The sequence below is a fragment of the Rhodopila globiformis genome (assembly GCF_002937115.1).
In the GTDB taxonomy this organism is placed as follows: domain Bacteria; phylum Pseudomonadota; class Alphaproteobacteria; order Acetobacterales; family Acetobacteraceae; genus Rhodopila; species Rhodopila globiformis.
This window is the reverse complement of the sequence record NZ_NHRY01000232.1, coordinates 19,827-39,125: the sequence shown is the minus strand read 5'-3', so window position 1 is coordinate 39,125 and position 19,299 is coordinate 19,827. Positions and strand designations below refer to the sequence as shown.

At 66.7% G+C, this 19,299-nt stretch carries 17 protein-coding genes and 1 pseudogene; 11 read left to right on the top strand and 7 right to left on the bottom strand.

The window, feature by feature from the left end; translation table 11 throughout:
* Nucleotides 1–5: 5 nt before the first annotated feature.
* Genes CCS01_RS22740 through CCS01_RS22730 form a run of 3 tightly spaced genes read left to right on the top strand, consistent with a single transcriptional unit; the run spans nt 6 to nt 1,308 of the window.
* Nucleotides 6–398 carry a c-type cytochrome gene (locus tag CCS01_RS22740; RefSeq protein ID WP_104521049.1) on the top strand — a complete coding sequence of 131 codons (393 nt, stop codon included), beginning with the start codon at nt 6–8 and terminating at the stop codon, nt 396–398.
* A gap of 9 nt (nt 399–407) precedes the next feature.
* Nucleotides 408–974: a hypothetical protein gene (locus CCS01_RS22735; RefSeq protein WP_104521048.1), complete on the top strand. Its 567-nt coding sequence runs from the start codon at nt 408–410 to the stop codon at nt 972–974.
* A gap of 1 nt (nt 975) precedes the next feature.
* On the top strand, nt 976–1,308 hold the full coding sequence (locus CCS01_RS22730) for a hypothetical protein (RefSeq protein WP_104521047.1): 333 nt from the start codon (nt 976–978) through the stop codon (nt 1,306–1,308).
* A 122-nt stretch (nt 1,309–1,430) separates the two neighbouring features.
* Here the strand turns inward: CCS01_RS22730 and CCS01_RS22725 are convergent, their stop codons facing one another.
* Nucleotides 1,431–2,477, bottom strand: coding sequence for an NHL repeat-containing protein (locus CCS01_RS22725; protein ID WP_104521046.1), 1,047 nt, complete (start codon nt 2,475–2,477; stop codon nt 1,431–1,433).
* 425 nt (nt 2,478–2,902) lie between these two features.
* Here CCS01_RS22725 and CCS01_RS22720 point away from each other — a divergent pair, with 425 nt between their 5' ends.
* From CCS01_RS22720 to CCS01_RS22710, 3 genes are read left to right on the top strand one after another with little or no spacing between them, the layout of a single operon-like run.
* Nucleotides 2,903–4,066 carry a Rid family hydrolase gene (locus CCS01_RS22720; protein WP_104521045.1) on the top strand — a complete coding sequence of 388 codons (1,164 nt, stop codon included), beginning with the start codon at nt 2,903–2,905 and terminating at the stop codon, nt 4,064–4,066.
* 42 nt (nt 4,067–4,108) lie between these two features.
* Complete coding sequence (locus tag CCS01_RS22715) at nt 4,109–4,798, top strand: 2OG-Fe(II) oxygenase (protein WP_104521044.1); 690 nt, start codon at nt 4,109–4,111, stop codon at nt 4,796–4,798.
* The gene (locus CCS01_RS22710) at nt 4,798–5,475 is read left to right on the top strand and encodes a hypothetical protein (RefSeq protein WP_104521043.1); all 678 of its coding nucleotides are present in this window, start codon (nt 4,798–4,800) and stop codon (nt 5,473–5,475) included. The genes CCS01_RS22715 and CCS01_RS22710 overlap by 1 nt, the downstream gene beginning before the upstream one ends.
* A 143-nt stretch (nt 5,476–5,618) precedes the next feature.
* Here the strand turns inward: CCS01_RS22710 and CCS01_RS22705 are convergent, their stop codons facing one another.
* The 4 genes from CCS01_RS22705 to CCS01_RS22690 form a co-directional block, all read right to left on the bottom strand.
* Nucleotides 5,619–6,728: a type 2 periplasmic-binding domain-containing protein gene (locus tag CCS01_RS22705; protein WP_104521042.1), complete on the bottom strand. Its 1,110-nt coding sequence runs from the start codon at nt 6,726–6,728 to the stop codon at nt 5,619–5,621.
* Between the two features lie 2 nt (nt 6,729–6,730).
* Entirely contained in the window at nt 6,731–7,126 is a 396-nt protein-coding gene (locus CCS01_RS22700; RefSeq protein WP_204848404.1) for a hypothetical protein, read from the bottom strand.
* An 881-nt stretch (nt 7,127–8,007) separates the two neighbouring features.
* Nucleotides 8,008–8,880: a dienelactone hydrolase family protein gene (locus CCS01_RS22695; protein WP_104521041.1), complete on the bottom strand. Its 873-nt coding sequence runs from the start codon at nt 8,878–8,880 to the stop codon at nt 8,008–8,010.
* Between the two features lie 74 nt (nt 8,881–8,954).
* Nucleotides 8,955–10,172, bottom strand: coding sequence for an NADP-dependent isocitrate dehydrogenase (locus CCS01_RS22690; RefSeq protein ID WP_104521080.1), 1,218 nt, complete (start codon nt 10,170–10,172; stop codon nt 8,955–8,957).
* Between the two features lie 216 nt (nt 10,173–10,388).
* Here CCS01_RS22690 and CCS01_RS22685 point away from each other — a divergent pair, with 216 nt between their 5' ends.
* From CCS01_RS22685 to CCS01_RS22665, 5 genes are all read left to right on the top strand, one after another.
* The gene (locus CCS01_RS22685; RefSeq protein ID WP_104521040.1) at nt 10,389–10,796 is read left to right on the top strand and encodes a hypothetical protein; all 408 of its coding nucleotides are present in this window, start codon (nt 10,389–10,391) and stop codon (nt 10,794–10,796) included.
* A gap of 1,387 nt (nt 10,797–12,183) precedes the next feature.
* Nucleotides 12,184–12,777 (top strand): NUDIX hydrolase, encoded by a 594-nt coding sequence (locus tag CCS01_RS22680; RefSeq protein ID WP_104521039.1) that lies wholly within the window; start codon nt 12,184–12,186, stop codon nt 12,775–12,777.
* A 62-nt stretch (nt 12,778–12,839) separates the two neighbouring features.
* Nucleotides 12,840–13,076: a hypothetical protein gene (locus CCS01_RS22675; RefSeq protein ID WP_158258549.1), complete on the top strand. Its 237-nt coding sequence runs from the start codon at nt 12,840–12,842 to the stop codon at nt 13,074–13,076.
* Between the two features lie 755 nt (nt 13,077–13,831).
* Nucleotides 13,832–16,246 (top strand): response regulator, encoded by a 2,415-nt coding sequence (locus tag CCS01_RS22670; RefSeq protein WP_146101905.1) that lies wholly within the window; start codon nt 13,832–13,834, stop codon nt 16,244–16,246.
* Between the two features lie 466 nt (nt 16,247–16,712).
* Nucleotides 16,713–18,326, top strand: a complete 1,614-nt coding sequence (locus CCS01_RS22665; protein WP_104521036.1) for an alpha-glucosidase family protein — start codon at nt 16,713–16,715, stop codon at nt 18,324–18,326.
* Nucleotides 18,327–18,591: 265 nt separating this feature from the next.
* Here the strand turns inward: CCS01_RS22665 and CCS01_RS36335 are convergent.
* Nucleotides 18,592–18,829, bottom strand: a pseudogene (locus tag CCS01_RS36335) (MerR family transcriptional regulator); the annotation flags it as partial.
* Nucleotides 18,830–18,931: 102 nt separating this feature from the next.
* On the bottom strand, nt 18,932–19,243 hold the full coding sequence (locus CCS01_RS22655; protein ID WP_104521034.1) for an integration host factor subunit alpha: 312 nt from the start codon (nt 19,241–19,243) through the stop codon (nt 18,932–18,934).
* Nucleotides 19,244–19,299 lie beyond the last annotated feature (56 nt).

Genomic DNA, 19,299 nt, shown 5'->3' with positions numbered 1-19,299 from the left:
AGATCATGTCCAGGCGTATTATCCATACCATTGTCCTCGGCGCGGCCTGCGGTTCGCTGGCGGTGCTGCTGCCCGGCCCCGTTGCGCACGCCGCTGACGTCAGTGCCGGCAAGTCGGCGTTCCGGAATGCGTGCGGCATCTGCCACTCGGCCGAGCCGGGGGTGAACAAGATCGGCCCGACCCTGTTCGGCATCATGGGACGCCAGACCGGATCGGTGCCCGGATACAGCTACTCGGCGGCCAATCGCAACGCGCACATCACCTGGACCCCGCAGACGATGGACAAGTACCTGCAGGGGCCGCGCGCGATGATACCCGGGACGAAGATGACCTATATGGGCGTGAGGGATCCGGAAAAGCGCGCCAACATCATCGCCTATCTCGCCACGCTGAAATAGGGCGCGGCCATGGAGATCTCGTATCGCGACCTGATGACGGTTCTCCATGGCATGGGCTTCGGCGCGCTGTTCATGCTGGCGTTCTCCGGCGCGATCGGGGTGATCTACGCTGCCGCGGCCATCGGGCCGCGGCAGCCGCGGCCGCGGTGGGAAACCGCGATGTTCCGCTTCTACCTGGTCAGCATGGCGGCGCTGGCATGGCTGACGACGCTGTCCGGGGCCTGCATCATCTATCCCTGGTACCGCGCCGTGCCGCCGCCGGGCGCGACCAACCTGTCCGGCTATCCGCGCGCCCTGCTGCTTTCCAACCCGCTCACCGCCGGGTGGCATGACCTGGGCATGGAATGGAAGGAGCACATCGCCTGGTTCACGCCCATCGCCATGACGATGGTCGCCTACGTGTTCATCAAGTACGGCCCGCAGCTTGCCCTGCATCGGGGGATGCGGTCGGCGGTGCTGACGTTCACCGCCATTGCCTTCCTCGCCACCGCCGTGGCCGGCGGCTTCGGCGCCATGCTGAACAAGGTTGCGCCGGTGCGTGGCGGCGCGGAGTTCGTCCTGTACCGGGGGCCGTAGCATGTCCGATCCCCCGCCCCTTCCCAACGGTCCGGGCGGCGCCGCCATCCTGGCAGCCGGCATCGGCTCGCTGGCGCTCGGCCTGTTTGCCTTCTCAGGCGATGCGCTGCCGGTTCTGGGCCACACGCTCACCGTCTGGCCACCGACGGGACCGCTCTCCGGTGTGGTACTGGCGACGATCGTGGTGTGGCTTGCGGCCTGGCTGATGCTGGCGCGGCGCTGGTCAGGCCGCGACGTCAACCTCGTGCCGATCAACCTGGCGGCGGTGACGATGCTGATTGCGGGGCTGCTGCTGACCTTTCCGCCGTTCATGGACCTGCTGCAGGGACGCTGATCAACGGGGACTGGGGCGGACGGGCAAGAGATCCGGCCAACCGCGCCGGCCATAGGGGCCGACACAACCGGGCACGCGGCTGGCGCAGTTTCCCGTTGATCAAAGCGTCCGTTACCGGCCGTTCACGGCGCGGTTGCCGGGACGAAGCGCTGCACCCGGTTGCCGCCGTCAACCTCGCCGGTGAAGACGTCGCCGTGGCTGTCGGTCGCCAGGCTGTGCACCCAGTGGAACTCGCCAGGCTTGCGTCCCGCCGCGCCAAAGCCGCCCAGCACCCTGCCGTCGCCGCGGCGAACCACGTGCACCCGCTCATTCCGCCCATCGGCGACGAACAGCAGGGTCTGCCCGGCATCCGGCCATAGCCCGAGGTCCCAGACGCTGCCCAGGCCGGTCGTGTCCGGCGCGATCCGCCACTCGGTGACGAAGGTGCCGTCCTTGCGGAACACCTGGATGCGGTCGTTCTGCCGGTCGCAGACATAGACCAGCCCGTCCTTCGCCAGCCTGACGCAATGCACCGGCCGGCCGAACTGGCGCGGCAGCGGCGCGTGCGGGTCGTAGTGCTGCGTGACGTCGGCCGGCCGCCCGCCATAGGCGCCCCAGAGCCACTTGAAGGCGCCGGTCGTGGCATCGAACACGATGATGCGGCGGTTGGCGTAGCCGTCGGCGACATAGACCTCGTTCGCCGCGTCATCCACCGCCACCTCGGCCGGGCGGCCGAGTCGGGTGACGTCGTTGCTGGCGGCGCCGTGCGCCGGGTGGCCGATCTGCAGCACGAATCGGCCGGTGCGGGTGAATTTCAGCACCTGCCCGTCGTCCGGGCCGTTGCCGCCGATCCAGACAAAGCCCTTCGAGTCGACGGTGATGCCGTGCTCGTTCTGCACCCAGTCATAGCCCTTGCCGGGTCCGCCCCAGCCCTGCACCACGGCGCCCGCCGGATCGAACTCGATCACCGGCGGGGCCGCGACGTGCCGCGAATCGACCTTGGCGGTGCGCGGGCGCTGGATGATCCAGACGTTGTCGGCCGCATCCACCGCCACGCCGGACACCTCGCCCAGCACCCAGTGGTGCGGCAGCGGCTTCGGCCAGGACGGATCGGCCTGCATGCGCGGCGGGTCCGCCGCCAGCGCGGGTCCGGCCATCAGCCAGATCGCGAGAAAGACTGCCAGTCTCATGGATCGCACCTCGGATCATCCCGGAGTCGCCGCGCCGTTCGCGGCACGCCGGAGCCGACGTGATGACGCGGCCTGCGTCCGGGTTCAATTGCGAACGCGAGGGGCAAACCCGGCGGCCGGCGTCAGCGCCGGCAGGGTGGGCTGGCGGCGCGGCCGCTCCCCCGTGTCATGGCGAACAGGCGCGACGGCAGGCCGGTTGGGGCAACGCGACGGCCCCGGAGCCGCGCCGTCATCGGCTCGGGCACCGTGGCCGCCATTGCACGGGTCGCGGCAAACTGCGGTCCGGCCGGCACCGGGCGGCTTGCCTTGATCCAGATCAAAGACGCCCGTGATTGCGGCGACCTAGATGATTCAATAGTAGAATCGATCCACCTGCGGGAAAACCGGGGTTGCCTCGCCGCACCCTTTTAAGGTGTAAAGCGACTATGATACGATTCCTTGATGAGCAGACCGTCCGCAGCTTCTATGGTTCGTCGGGCTGCGCCGAACATTACATTGTCATCGAAGCGCCCGGGGAACTGAGCCTGCAACGGCAGATCGATGCCGTGACCCAGCGCTATGCCGAGGCGCTGCAATCCCTGCGGCTGTCGCCGGATACGGCTATTTTCCGCCGTATCTATCTCAGCGACATCGCCAACCAGGGCGCCCTGCTGCGCCAGAGCAGCCTGTTCCGGGAGCCGCTGGATTCGCCGGTCGCCGTCGCGATGGTGCAGCAGCCACCGCTGCCGGACGGCAAGGTCGCGCTGGTCGCCTATCACCGGGAAAGCCCGGCACCGGTGGTGAAACGGCAGCTTTCGCCCGAGCACCTGCTGGTCGAAACCGGCGGTCTCGGCCATCTGTGGAGCACCCGGTTGTGCGCCACCAACCCCACCCGGCCCGGTTCCACCGCGGACCAGACGCGGGAGGTGTTCAACCGCCTGATCGGCACGCTGGCCGACAACGGGGCGACGCTGGCCGATAACTGCGTGCGCACCTGGATCTACGTCAAGGACGTGGACTTCTTCTATCAGGAACTGGTCGACGCCCGCACCGTCCTGTTCGAGCAGCACGGCCTGACGCGCGACACCCACTACATCGCCAGCACCGGCATCGAGGGCGCCTGTTCCCATCAGTATGATACAGTACTGATGGATGCCTATTCCATCCTCGGCCTGCGCCCCGCCCAGGTATCCTACCTGAACGACTTCGACTACCTGTGCGCCACCAAGGACTATGACGTCACGTTTGAGCGCGGCACGCGGATCGCCTATGCCGACCGGGCGCATCATTTCATCTCGGGGACGGCCAGCATCGACTCGACGGGCAAGGTTGTGCACGTCGGCGACGTGCGGCGGCAGCTTGACCGCGCGCTGGACAACATCGATGCGCTGCTGCGCTCCGGCGGCGCGCGCATCGAGGACATGACGCACTTCCTGGTCTATCTGCGCGACCCGAGCGACCACGGGCTGATAAACGCCTGCCTGGCCGAGCGCTTTCCGGCGATCCCGCGGCTGATGCTGCGCGGCGCCGTCTGCCGCCCGGAATGGCTGATCGAACTCGAAGGCATCGCCATAGCGCCGCACGACGCGCCTGGCCTGCCGCAGTACTGAGCAAACCGACGAACGCATCCATGCGAACACAGGACGCCTGACATGAGCGACAGCAACGCACCGCTGAAGATGATCGACGAGGCCGCCGTCGCGGCCGGCGTACTTCGGCACGATCCCTATGACTACTGCTATATCGACCACGCGCTGCCGGAGCGGCTGAAGGAAGAAGTCCTGGCGGACGCGCCAACCATCCCGGACCGCGGCAGCTACGCCCTGCCCGACCTGGTGCGCGGCCCGAAGTTCGACGCGGTGATCCAGGATCTGCTGAGCGACCGGTTCCGCCACCTGGTCGAGGAAAAATTCGACATCGACCTGAGCAAGCGCCCGCCCTACATCGTCATGATGGGCAACACGACCGGCCACTACAACGAGGGCTACGCCCATCCCGACAGCAAGCACAAGATCATTACGGTGCTTCTTGGTTTCTCCCGCGAGTGGCCGCATGAGCGCGGCAAGCTGCGCATTCTGCGCAGTGAGGACCGCGAGGACTACGCCTTCGAATACCCGCCGGAGTTCGGCAAGATGATGATGTTCCGGGTGTGCGATCACTCCTGGCACGGCTTCCTGCCGCAGAAGGCCCAGCGCATGAGCCTGCAGCTGTGCTACGTCGACTCGGAGTCCTATATCCGCGCCGAGTACGTGCGGCACCGGGTCAGCGCGTACGTCAAGTCCGTGCCGATGCTGCGCCGGATTGTCAATTTGGCACCGAAGCGGTTGCCGGGAGCAAAGTAATGAAGTTCCCCCCCGAGGTTTCGGCTGACGAGATCGAGCGGCACTTCCTGCAGTCGCTGCGCGCGTGCCAACGCTCGGAAGAGCCGTACCGCACCTGGAAGATGAAGGAGGTCCTGCCGCTGAACCTGTGCATCGGCATCCTGACCTTGCCGATATGCCCGGCGTTTCTCGGCAAGACCGATGGCACGCGCGGCACCTACAACGACCAGCGCACGTATCTGAATCCGACGTTGCGCGGCAAGTTCGACTGCTGCGAGGCCATGGCCCAGGCGTTCCAGCGCCCGACGGTGGCGCGGGCCCTGGCCGAAACCTGCGACGTCGAGCCTGAAGGCGGCTACCTGCGGATCGAGTACATCCAGGACATCGACGGCGCCTGGCTGGAGCCGCACCGGGATATCCCGGAGAAGATCTTCTCGCTGGTGATCTACCTGTTTCACGGCCCGGACTCGGTGAACTGGGGCACCGACATCTACGACCACGACGTGAAGTGGATCGGCCGCGCCTCGGGCGAGTTCGATTCCGGCACGATCTTCATCGCCGGCCCGCATTCGTGGCATGGCTTCGAGCCGCGCCCGCTGGTCGGCGTCCGCCGGCTGATGGAAATCAACTACGTCCGTCCCAACTGGATCCGCCGCGAGCAGCTTTCCTTCCCGGATCGCCCGATCACCCTGGCCTGACCAGGGCCGGTTCCGCCGGCCGGGCCATTCGTTCCGTTGACAGAAGCGGCGCCGATGCATCGGCGCCGCTTCTGCGTCTCAAGTTTCGTAAGCAACGTCACCAACCCGCGATCGTTGCACGACCGCATCGGGCCGATCGTGCGCTAATGGGTGCGCCGCCAGTCGAGGAACTGCTGAAACAGCCGCTCCTTCTGCGCCGGTGTCGGTGGGGTGACGGGCGGAGCCTGGTCCGGAACCGGTGCCGGCGCCGGGCGGGTGGTGTTCGCCGCCGCCCGGCTCGTGTCGATCGCCTGCGCCGACGGGGATCGGCGTTCCGCCAGGGCAGCGTCCCAGACTGTTCCGCCGCGCGCCAGCCAGGCCGCCACCGGCGGGAAACGCTGCCATCCGGGAACGTCCGCACTCATGTCGAAGCCGGGCAGGCCGCTGCCGTGCTGGATCAGCAGATCGGACAGCCGCGCCAGCCCGAGGAACATCGGCGTTGTCGCCAGCCAGTTGTAGCAGGCAAGCACGAGCGGCACGCCAAGCGTCGGGACCGAGCGGCCCCGTCCCGCCTCGCCCCCGCTCAGCAGCGGGTAGTCCTGCGGCTGGATCTGCGCCTGGAACAGGCCCGCCGCCCCCCCGCCCGCCATGCCGATCGGCAGGAAGTGGACGCCGTCGGACAGGTTCACGTCGAAGAACAGCCGTGCCGGCTTGCGGGCGAGCAGCATCATCGCTGGAATCTGCCCCTGCAGCACCGCGGCCAGCGCCTGCTGATCCTCGAGGTACACCGGCTCAATCCGCAGCGGGCCGTGATTGAGCCATACCGCGGCGGTCGCCTGGGTCGCACCGTCCTTCGGGCCCACCGCGACCTTCTGCCCCGCCAGGTCGCGCAGGTCGCTGACCTGGCGGGAGGCCAGGATATGCAGGTCACTGACGCCCATCCGGCCAATGAAGCGGTTGGCATAGACGACGTGCTCGGGCAGCCCGGACTGCCGCATATACACCAGGCTGACGGACGGCAATATCGCCGCCACGGCCGCCGGCCGATCGGCCAGGTGCGTGGCGCTGTCGATGATGCCACGGCTGGGTGCGGCACGCAGGCGCGCATCCGGGCCGGCGAGCCGCGCCACGATGTCGTTGACTGTCTGCATGGCGTCGGCCTGGTCGTCGGCCGGCAGCAGGACCATGTCGGTCTGTGTATCCTCCTGCGCGGCAACTTTGCCGGACAAGGCCGCCAGAGCGGATCCGGCGAGCGTCAGGCGACGTGACAGCATCCTTATTGCACCTTGGCAGCCTCTTCTGGCGACACGTGCCAGAGGATGATGTGGTAATGCGGTTCGGGGACGCCGGGGTGACCGTCGGTGTAGTGGACGTCGACATGATCAACCTTTTTCCGGGTCACCTGGAGGGCGTCGATCACGGTGTGCGCATTGAGCAGGCGCAGCGGCAGCATATAGATCGTGTCGACCAGCCGTCCCTGGCGGTCGTAGCCGTAGAAAGGGCCTTCCGGCAGGGTGTTGGGCTGGACGTAGAGCGTTCCCAGACCGGGATAGAAGTCGGGAAAATGCACCAGCTGGCTTACCTTCTTGAAATTTCCGCCGGGTGGTTCGTAGACGTTCGCGCATCCGGCAATGATCATCAGAAACAGCAGTCCGAACGTCCTGAGTATCATCCTGGTCTCCGCCCTCCCTGCGACCCTTAGACCGATCCGCGCCCTGCCGCCTACCGGCCCGGTGATCAAGGCCGCTTGAAGTCGCGATGCGGGACGACGTGCCTCGCCGTCCGAACGGCGCTGGAGAGTGTTGTTGCTTATCCGTTATGCTGGGCGCAGGGATCGATTGCGTTCGGTCGGATCATCCTGCCGCAGCAGCCATCAAGGCCGGAATGGCCGTGCGGACGCCGGGATTCCCGCAGGCCTGATGGCATATGCAACGAACCAGGCGCCGGCACGGTGCGTGCCATCTGCCGGGACTGGCCGCACGTGCGATGGACCGGGGAGATCCGCAGCATCAGCTGGATGCCACATCGTTCTGTTTGGCGTTGACCGATGCGAGTCCACCGCGGCCGCAGGCCGCCGGAATCCCTTCTCTGCGCCCTCTGCGCTCCGCTCTGCGAACTCTGCGTTGAAAAAATGCGGTGCCGCAACAAAGAGCGGCGCTGCCGGTGAGTCACCCAACCCCAGACGCCGGTGGCGCCGCAACCACCGCGATTCAACGCAGAGATCGCAGAGCGGGGCGCAGAGGTCGCAGAGAAGATTTGTTGCGACCTGCGGTCGCGCAGGCTGGGATCAATCGCCACACCACGCCGCGGTTGCCATGAAATCAAGCCAACGCCGCAATGGAACAGATATTGTTTTGTATCAGGAACATCAGCCTTCCCGCCCATGCATGCCGCAACGACGATGCTGCCGAACCGGCGCTGCACGGTCCCGGGCCTGGCCCGAACACCAGGCCACCCTACACCCGGACGCTCCGCCCGATCCTGATCCGGAACGCTTTCGCAGCGTCCATGGCCGAAGCCCGCACCTGCCCCGGCTCGGATGATCCGCTCGCCTCAGCCTGCCGGAGCCATGCCGAAGCGCCTGAACCAGGCCAGCATGCGCGCCCAGGCGTCCGCGGCATCGGCCTGCCGGTAGCTCGGCCGGTAGTCGGCGTGGAAACCGTGCGGAGCGTCGGGATAGATGACGATCTCCACCGTCCTGTGCGCGGCCTTTGCCCTGGCCTCCGCCTCGCGTGTCATGGCCACCGGAGTGCCCGGGTCCTGCCCGCCGTACAGCCCCAGCAGCGGGCACCGGATCCTGTCCGCCACATCCAGAGCTGTCTGCGGCTGGATGGAGGACGGCGTGCCGCCAAGCGGACCATAGAAGGCAACCGCCGCCTTCAAATGCGGGCTGTGCGCGGCGTACAGCCAGGTCTGCCGCCCGCCACGGCAGAAGCCGATCACGCCGACACGCCCGGCATCGCCGCCATGCTGCAGCGCCCACGCCGCGGTCGCGTCCATATCGGCCATGTACTGATTATCCGGCGCCTTCGCAATCACGTCGCGGATGATCTGCCGAACGTCCGTCATCTTCGACAGGTCACCGACGCGCGCATAATACTCTGTCGCGACAGCGAAATAACCGGCCTTCGCCAGGCGCCGGCAGACGTCCCTGATGTACTCGTGGACGCCGAAGATCTCCTCGTTCACCAGCACCACCGGGAACGGCCCCTTGCCCGCCGGCCGGGCAAAATACGCCGGCAGAGCGCCGTCCGGCACCGGAATCCGCGCCTCGCCGGCATCGAGGCCCTGCGTATCGGTATGGATCGCCCGCGCCTCGACCCGTTGCGTCGCCAGGGTGAAGCCACTGACCAGCCCGGTCATCATCATCCCGCGCCGCGCCAGCGGATAGGCCCGCAGCCCGCCGAGACCCGTCGAATCCGGCATATCGCTTCCTCCCCGAAGTCAGCGCCCCGTCCGCCCCGCCGGAACGGACTCCACCGGAACGGAGGGGGCCGCGATCATTTCATCGCTTTTTGCAGGTTCTCGTCCAACTTGCCGAGGAAAGCCTGCGTGTTCAGCCAGGGCTGGCCGGGGCCGATCAGCATCGCGAGGTCGCGGGTCATGGAACCGGATTCGACCGTCTCGATGCAGACCTTCTCCAACAGCTCGCCGAACGCGGTGACGTCCGGCGTGTTGTCGAACCGGCCGCGATAGATCAGCCCGCGGGTCCAGGCGAAGATCGACGCGATCGGGTTGGTCGAGGTCTCCTTGCCCTGCTGGTGCTGGCGGTAATGCCGGGTGACGGTGCCATGCGCCGCCTCGGCCTCCACCTTCGTGCCGTCCGGGCTGAGCAGCACCGACGTCATCAGCCCCAGCGAGCCGAAGCCCTGCGCCACCGTATCGGACTGCACGTCGCCATCGTAGTTCTTGCATGCCCAGACATAGGCGCCTTCCCATTTCAGCGCGCAGGCGACCATGTCGTCGATCAGCCGGTGTTCATAAGTCAGGCCGCGCTTCTCGAATTCCGCCTTGAACTCGGCCTCGTAGATGCGCGCGAAGGTCTGCATGAAGAATCCATCATAGGTCTTGAGGATGGTATTCTTGGTGGAGAAATATAACGGCCAGTTGCGCATCAGGGCATAATTGAAGCTTGCACGAGCAAAACCCTCGATCGACCGGCGGGTGTTGTGCATCGATAGCGCGACGCCGCCGCCTTCCCCGAACTCATGCACCTCCAGCGTCCGCGTCGGGCCGCCGTCGGCGGGCTGGAACGACATGGTGACCTTGCCGACGCCCGGAACCCGCATCTCCACCGCCCGGTACACGTCGCCATAGGCGTGGCGACCGATGACGATGGGCTTGGTCCAGTGCGGCACCAGCCGCGGCACGTTGCGGCAGATGATCGGCTCGCGGAAGATCGTGCCGTCGAGGATATTGCGCAGCGTCCCGTTCGGGCTGCGGTACATGCGCTTCAGGCCGAATTCCTTCACCCGCGCCTCATCCGGGGTGATTGTCGCGCACTTCACGCCGACGCCGTACCGGGCGATGGCGTGCGCGGCGTCCACCGTCACCTGGTCGTCGGTCTGGTCGCGGTGCTCGATGCCGAGGTCGTAATACTGAAGGTCGATGTCCAGGTAAGGAAGAATGAGTTTCTGCTTGATAAAGCCCCAGATAATGCGGGTCATCTCGTCCCCGTCCAGCTCGACGACCGGGGTCCTGACCTTGATTTTCGCCATCATATCCTCATGCACGAGCGCAACCGCGACCGCATAACGGGTCGTCCCAACGCGGCCGGACAATTGCACCGCGGGCATGCCAGGGCAAGCGCGTCCCCTTGCGTCCGCGTATGCCGCTCAGCGGTATCCTCACAAGTGGAACAGTTGCGTGACCGTGTCTTTCAGGCATAGGATGGCTACCGATCGCGCCGTCGGGGTCTCGTCATGAGCGGAACAATGAAGCCGGACAAACATCTCGTTGGCGCCCTCGGGATTATCCTGACGACAATGGCCCTGATCGCCCTGACCTGGATCGGCACGCTCAGGTCGATCCAGGCGCAGCGGATGGAGACCGCTGCCCGGGTCAACGCGACCCTGTCGAACCAGACGCTGACCCTGAGCCAGCAGATCAACCGCCAGCTTCTGGCGCTGGACCAGACCCCGGGCATGTTCGCCGCAGCCTGGCAGGCGGATCCCGCCGGATACGGCATGGCGGCCCTGGAGACCCGGCTTCGCATGATCCTGGCTGCCGTCCATGCAGGCGACATGATGGCGCTGACAGCGGCGTCCGTGGCCGCGGTCGAAGCGGACCTCACCGAGGCGACGCGACTGCTGCGGGATGCCGTCTCGATGGAAGCTGTCTGATTAATCATTCGTTTACTTTCATCACTTATCATCGGCGCCATGCTGTCGCCTGCCACCCTTGCCGGGATTGCCAAAGCCGTCTCGTCCGCCGGCCAGACCGCTGCGGCACCGGCGTCCCGGGGCCGGACGGCGGGCGTGCAGGCCAGCCCTGGGCAGGCTACCCCAGGGCAAACGGCGCACGTGCAGCCGGCGCGGATTCTGACCACGCCGCCACCCGCTCCGGTCCCCTCGCCTGTGACCAAGACACCACAGGCCGCCGCGTCGACGCCTACGACGACGCCGGCGCCGACCCGGCCGATGCCGCGCGGCTCGTTGCTGGACCTCACCGTCTAGTACCGCCCGTCGGAAATTCAGCGCCTGTTCCTCCAGCCCTTGCGGACCATGGCGGGCCGAACGGCAACGGGCGTTTGCGGCCAGCGGTGCGACTGTCCCGGGTGGGTCGAAGGCGGCGGCGGAGCCTGGATCGCCGACCGATTTTCAACACGGAGGAAGACGGAGGATCACCAAGGGCCACGAAGGGGTGTGAACGAGTCAGGCCATGAAGCAGCGTCGCCCCGCCTTCAGGCACGCGGCATGTGGGCATCTGTGCACGCCTGCGCCGGTGCTGCGATGCGCCAGCCTGATCCTGCGCCTGGCCAGGTCCCGATCCGCCAGCAAGGTCCGGTCTTCGTGGCCCTTGGTGGCCCTCCGCTTTCTCCGTGTTGAAAATTACGGAAGGATGAACAGGCACGGACAGTTCCGGATGACTCTGGCACCATCCGCCACGGACCCAGCCCGCGGTCGTTGCGGCCCATGGCCAAGGCAGGCGGCGCAGCACCCTCCGCCACGTCCAACAGGGTCGATTCTTCCGGCGAGCGGTACTAGAGCGCACCGCCGGTAATACCAACCCGCGAAAAGAATCACCCATCGATGTTGGCCTCCAGACCCGGATGAAAGGCGCTTCGCGACCGTGGATGAGTGATTCTTTATGCGGGCTGGTATAAGTCGGGAGGCAGAGGCGGCTTGTCTTCACCGGTCACGGCCTCTTCATGGCAATGGCCCGGACGCGCCCCACAGGCGCTAACTTAGGCGGCCGGACGCGGCGCACCGTCCCGTTGTCATGGCGGCCGCAGGGCCGCCATCCACGCCTTACGGTGCTGTTATCGGCAAAAGGCGTGGATGGTGGGCCTGCGCCCGCCATGACGTTGTAGCAATGGCCGTGCCACCAAGCCACTAAGTTAGCGCCTATGCGGACGCGCCCGGCCATGACGGTGTAGGCTCATTATCGCCCCTTCTCAACCAGCCTGCGGTCTGCTGTGGCTGGCAGATTTGCCACGCTGTGGCGTGATCGAGTCGCAGCCCGGGCCTTTGACTTGATCCCTGCCGCCCGAATCGTCAGTTTACCGGCATGGCCTCTTTCACAAGGCGCATTCCTGAAGGCGATAACCGTGAACGCTCGGTCTGTGCCGAGTGCGGCTATGTCGCTTACGAGAATCCGAAAGTGGTCGTCGGTTCGGTCGTCGCCGCCGATGGGCGCATCCTGATGTGCCGGCGGGCCATCGAGCCGCGCAAGGGCTTCTGGACCTTGCCGGCCGGCTACCTGGAGCTTGGCGAGACCCTCGAAGAAGGCGCGGCGCGCGAGGCCATGGAAGAGGCCGAGGCGGCCATCGCGATCGACGGCATCCTGGGCGTGTTCAGCATTGCCCGGATCGGCCAAGTGCAGGTGATCTTCCGCGCCCGCTTCGCCGCGGCCGGCCCGCCGTCCTTCGCGCCGGGGCCGGAGAGCGAAGATGTCCAACTGTTCGCCTGGGATGAGATTCCCTGGCGTGACATTGCCTTTCCTTCCGTGCGCTGGGCCCTGGACGCCTGGCGCTCGGCCGAAACCGGGGGGCTGGGCCGCCCGGCCGGCAACCCGGCGGATGATCCCCGCGGCGTCCACCGGATGTCGCCGTCAATGGCTGATGGTCCAATGGCTGATGGTAAGGAGGAGACGGCGCTTTGATTCGAGCTTTGCTGGTTTTGATCCTGATGTCCGGTTCGGCCGCCTTCGCCGAGGATCTTCCGGTGCCGCCGCTGCCGCCGGACAATCCGCCGCTGGACCAGAATGCGCCGGTCCCCAACCTCGACGCCCGGGCGCCGTTCGTTGCCAATCAAGAACAAGTGAAGGTTAACGTAAAATTTTATCACGCCGACACGCCCGATTCCAGCCTGGGCTTCGCGCCGGGATCGCGGATCCAGTTGCCCGAGGATCGGAAGCCGATACAGACGCCCGGCTTCATGGTTAGCGTGCCGATGCAGTAACGTCTTCGTGCGGCATCCGGATTCGTCCGGCCGGATTTGCGTCGCTTTGGAACCCAGGCGTTAACCATTCGTTCATCCATGGCGCACTAGAACCGTGTTCGGTGCGTGCGCAGTGCGTACGCCGCAGCGTCATGGAGGCGACCATCCAGACCATCAGGAAATCCTGCGCGACCGCTGGCCGGGAAGCCGGGCGCGGCAGCGTCGACATGCCGGTGCTGGAACCGAGGCCGCTGCGCATCTCCGGCGCGGCGGTCGATGCGGGCGACGGCCCTTGCCAGGATGACGCCGTCCGATCCGCCGACGTGGCAGGCGACAAGGCAGGCGGACGGAGCACCGCCGGCGCTGGCTGCGGGGCCGCACCTGAAACTGCGGCCGCTATGTTGCATAGCGGAAAAGTTGCGCTGTCCGATGGTACCCAAATCGTATTTACAACGACCTGCCCTGCCGCCATTCCAGAGGCGTCATCGTTGGTGCCGGAGGCCGGTCGCGCGCCGATGTCGCCGCAACGTTATCGGGGTCGCTAAATCGTGAACCATCATTTCCGCAGAATGTGCTCGCTTTCAAAGACTTATCCGTGTTCTGTGATAACATGTTCTAGGTAACGTGTCCGTAGCCGCATCAAGCCGGGCACCGTTTGGGGAAGGACGGTCCTATGGTTCAGGAGGTCGCGGTTTCTGCAACATGATCTTGGCGACCATTAATTTTCCGTTACAAGTGTGCTTCCGCGCACGAACCGTGAAGCGGGGCCTGAAGTCATGAAACTCTCCACCAGGTTGGTACTACTGATCCTGGGCTGCCTGCTGCCGATCCTCACGGCGCAGGTTTATTCGCAGGTCAATCTGTATGCCGAACGGCATGGACTGCTCAGCGGCCTCGTCCTACGCCAGGCAGAACTGGCGAATGCCGACATGGCCAGCATCCTTGACGCCACCCGCGAGGTAGGCATCCTGGCCGCGCAGTTCCCCGAAATCCAGGGCGGTACCCCCGGATGCGCCGATCGGCTGACGGCCTTGCGCCGCGGCCTCGCGCCGTATCGCTTTCTCGCCGTCGTGGCCCCGGCGTCGGGGACCGTGGTGTGCGCCTCCGCCGGCGCCCCGCTCGGGCTGACCGAGAGTCATGGTCAATGGCTGGACGACATGCTGGCGGCACACGACCTCGCCATCGGCCCCCTGGTCTCGGAGCCGGACCAGGATGGTGGATTCGTGCCGATCGGCGTGCCTGTCACCGGCAGCGGCCCGAACGCCCGGCCGCTTCTGGTGGTGGCTGCCCTCAGCACGGACTGGCTGGCCAGACATCTGGAATCCGGCATGGTGGACCATGCCTCGCCGATGGCCCGGACCGCGTTGACGGTCACGGACCGCAAGGGCGCCGTCATCGCCCAGGTGCCGGACCCTGACCCGGCCGCCGCCAAAGTGTTGCCGGACTGGCTGAAGCCGCTGGTCGGGCGCGCCAGGCAAGGTGTCGAGACCCTGACCGATCCGGACGGGCACACGCTGGTGGCCGCCTTCGTGCCCGCCGCCGCAGCGCCAGCCGGCGTGGCCGTCATCGACTCGCTGCCGTTGCCGGCGATGACCACCGATATCGACCAGGCCGCCTTCCAGGACCTGCTGGTCATCGGCGGCGCCGCCATCGTGGCGGTGATCCTGGCCTGGGTCGCCGGGCGCCGCTTCATCTACCGGCCGACGCAGGCGCTGCTGCAGGCAGCGCGCAAGTGGCGCGAAGGCGACCTGAGCGCGCGGGCCAGCATCAGCGACGCGGGATCGGAGTTCGTCGCCCTGTCGCAATCCTTCAACGCCATGGCCGCCGGGCTGCAGGCGCGGGAGATGGAGCGGCGGCTGCAATCCAGTTTCCTGGAAGCCCAGGTGGCCGAGCGCACCCGCGAACTGTCGGAAACCAACAACCGGCTGCAGGTCGAGATCGCCGGGCGGGAGAAGACCGAGACCGCGCTGCACCAGGCGCAGAAGCTCCAGGCAGTCGGCCAGCTCGCCGGCGGCATCGCCCACGATTTCAACAACATGCTGGCGACGGTTCTGGGCAACCTCGAACTGATGGAACGCCGCGTGCCGCAGCCGGGCAAGCCGTGGACCGACAGCGACGCGGAGAAGCTGCAGCGCCTGATCGAGCGGGCCACCGGCGCCGTGCAGCGCGGCGGCGCGCTGACCTCCCGGCTGCTCGCCTTTTCGCGCCGTCAGCGCCTCGCCGCGCGGCCCACCGACATCAATGCCTTGCTGCAGGAGCTGATCACATTGGCCTCCAGCACGCTGGGGCGTCGTGTTCAGGTAACCGCCGAACTGCATGAAGCGCTTTGGCCGGCCATGGTCGATCCCAGCCAGGTCGAGGCGGCGATCCTCAACCTGTGCCTCAACGCGCGGGACGCGATGCCCGAGGGCGGGCGCCTGACGATCAACACTGGCAACGTGACGATCGAGCCGTTTGGCACGCAGCCCGGTTCGCACGGCGACCTGACCCCCGGACACTATGTCCAGGTCGCCATTTCCGACACCGGCGTGGGCATGACGCCCGAGGTCAGGGCGCGGGCGTTCGATCCGTTCTTCACCACCAAGGGCCCGGGTGCGGGGTCCGGCCTGGGGCTGAGCCAGGTCTATGGCATGGCGCGCCAGTCGGGCGGCGGCGTGATGATCGACAGCGAGTCCGGCAAGGGCACCTGCGTCACCCTGTACCTGCCGCGCGCGCACGCCACGGAAGCTGCCGTGACCGAGGCGCCGCCGGACTTGGCGTTGCCGACACCCGGCTCGCCGCGCGAGCTTGTGCTGGTGGTGGATGACGACAGTGCGGTCCGGCAGGTCACGGTGGAGATGGCGCGGGACCTCGGCTGCGACGTGGCGCAGGCGTCGGGTGGCGAACAGGCGATGGCGATGGTTGACCAGCTGCCCGCGCCGCCGAAGCTGATCCTGCTGGACTATGCCATGCCCGGGATGAACGGCCTGCAACTGGCGCGTGAGCTGCGGGAGCGTGGCATCACGGCCCCGATAGCGCTGGTGACCGGATACGCCGAATTGCTGGATGCCGACATCGCGGCCGGGCAACTGGCCGGGCTGTTGCGCAAGCCGTTCACCATCCGGGAACTGCACGCGCTGTTGGCCCAGCTTCGCGCAGCGGCGAACGGCACGGGCGCGTCATGCCTGGAGCCGGGCCTGATCGAGGGGTAGCCGAGGACGCGTCCATTGCCTCCCCGTCATGGCCGGGCGTGTCCCTACGCAATGCACACATCCTGGAAACGAGTCGGAAATGACCGTCAAATCAAGTGCTTGCCTGGGCGCCAAGAGCGTTCCCCCATCGTCATGGCCCGGCTTGTCCGGGCCACCTGTCGCGGCACACGTGCTGGAATAGGTGGCCCGGACAAGCCGGGCCATGACGAAAGGGAAACGCAGCGGCGGACCGTTTCCGAGATGTGTGCATCCCGTAGGGACACGCCCGGCCATGACGGTGAGAGAAAGGCCGCGGCCCTGTCGCTCCATGTCGGCGCCGATGCGGCTTGTCCGCGCCATGACGCACCCACCAATCCCGACAAGGAAGCGACACCCTACGCCTTAACCGCCGCCTGCTCGCGATTTCGTGAATTTCAGTTGAATACCGCAACCACCCTTCGTACACGCCGTCGTGAGGAGAACTCCGATGGCAGGGTTGGACTGGTGGCGGGGCGCGGTGATCTATCAGGTCTATCCGCGCAGCCTTCTCGACAGCAACGGTGACGGGATTGGCGACTTGGCGGGTATCACGGCCCGGCTCGACCACATCGCCAGGCTAGGCGTGGATGCCATCTGGCTGTGCCCGTTCTTCGTCTCGCCGCAGCGCGATTTCGGCTACGACGTGGCGGACCACCGCGCCGTGGATCCGATTTTCGGGACGATGGCGGATTTCGACGCTCTGCTGGACCGGGCGCATGCGTTGGGCCTGAAGGTGCTGGTCGACCAGGTCTGGAGCCACACCTCCGACCGTCATCCCTGGTTCCTCGCCAGCCGCGCCAGCCGCAGCGGCCCGCAGGCCGACTGGTATGTCTGGGCCGATCCCAGCCCAGACGGAACGCCGCCCAACAACTGGCTGTCGGTGTTCGGTGGCGCCGCCTGGACCTGGGAGCCGCGACGGCGACAGTACTACCTGCACCATTTCCTCGGCCAGCAGCCGGCGCTGAACCTGCACAACCCGGCCTTGATGGAGGAACTGCTGGCCATCGGCCGCTTCTGGCTGGACCGCGGCATCGACGGGTTCCGCCTGGATGCGATCGATTTCCTGCTGCACGATGCCGAGCTGCGCAGCAATCCCGCCGCGCCGCTCTTCGGCCCGATCCCGGTCAAGCCGTTCGGCATGCAGCGCCATGTCCACGACATGCTGCAGCCCGAGGCGCTGGCGCTGATGGCGCGCATCCGCACGCTGATGGACCAGTATCCGGGCACCGTGACCCTGGGCGAGATCTCCAGCCAGCCCGGCGCGTTCAGCCGCGTCGTCGCCTGCACCGACGGTGTCCGGCAACTGCACATGGCCTATACGCTGCAGCCTCTGCGCGGCGGCTTCGACTGGCCGACCGTGACGCGGCTGCTGCAGGAGATCGCCGCCAACGGCACCGGCGGCTGGATCTGCTGGTCGTTCAGCAACCACGACGTCGAGCGTGCCGTCAGCCGCTGGAACCCGAAACGTGGCGAGGCACCACCCGACCCGGCCTTCGCGCGCCTGCTGATGGCCCTGTTGCTGTCACTGCGCGGCAGCGTCTGCCTGTACCAGGGCGAGGAACTCGGGCTGACCGAAGCCGACCTACGGGAGAGCGACCTACGCGACCCGTTCGGCATCGCCTACTGGCCGGAATTCCGCGGCCGCGACGGCAGCCGCACGCCGATACCCTGGTGCGCCGACGCCCCGCATGCCGGCTTCACCACCGGCAGCATCCCCTGGCTGCCGGTTCCGCCCGCGCACCGGGCCCTGGCGGTCGATGTGCAGGAGGCGGACCCGGCCTCGCTGCTGCACGCATTCCGCCGCTTCCTGCGCTGGCGGCGCGGTCTGCCGGTGCTGCGCCTCGGCAAGCTCTCCACCGTCGCCCTGCCCGAGCCGCTGGTCGGCTTTATACGAACGTATGAAGGGGAGAGCCTGCTGGTGGTGTTCAACCTCTCGGATCAGCCCACCCCGCTCGACCTGGCGGCGTTCGGACGGCTGACGGTGCTGGAGGAAGGCGGATTCGCCGATCCCGGACGCTGCCTGGGGCCGTTCGGCGTGCTGTTCGCCCGGCTCGGGGCCTGATCCAGCCGCTATCCCAGCCTCGCCCGAATTTCCACCAGCGCCTCCAGCACCTCATTCAGCAGGGCCCGGAGGCGCTCGTTCTCCATCTCCAGCTTCGAGCGCTGGGTGGTGCGGACGAGTTGGACCATGGATGGCGGCAGCGGCACCAGCTCCAGTCCAGGAATCGGCATCGGCATCGGCTCTTGCACGCTCAGGCTCGCCTTCTCCTGCTCGGCCGCCGCCCGTTCCTCGGCATTGGGCGGCGGGATATCGTCCGACAACTGGCCGCCGCCTTCGCGCAGCAGCCGCTGGACGCCCTTGATGGTGTAGCCCTGAGTATACAGAAGATCGGCGATTCGCCGCAGCAGAACGATGTCATCCGGCCGGTAGTACCGGCGCCCGCCGCCGCGTTTGAGCGGATGGACCTGCGGAAACTTCGTCTCCCAGAAGCGCAGGACATGCTGCGGGATGTGAAGTTCGTCCGCGACTTCGCTAATTGTGCGGAAAGCATTGGGCGATTTCTTGGGACGTAAGCGTGTCCCCGCGTCGAGGCTATGGGCTTGCGACTCGGCGCTCACGTGACCGTCCGGAGGTCACGATCCGATCCGTCATCCAGGTCGGACGGATCATTCATCATCGTCCTGGCCGGGCACCTGTCCATTGACCTGAGCCTTCAGCACGTGGCTCGGCCGGAACACCAGCACGCGGCGCGGCAGGATCGGCACTTCCTCCCCGGTCTTGGGGTTGCGGCCGATGCGGCGCCCCTTCTGGCGGACAGAAAACGTGCCGAACCCGCTGATCTTAACCGATTCGCCGTTTTCCAGCCGGCTGGCGATCCGGTCCAGAACCGATTCCAGCAAATCCGCGGACTCGTTCCGGGACAGACCGACCTGCGTGTAGATCATCTCAGCAATGTGGGCGCGCGTGATGGTCAGCATGCAGTAACGGTAGGCGTAACACGCCGACACGTCAAGGTTGCAATGAAAAAAATCGG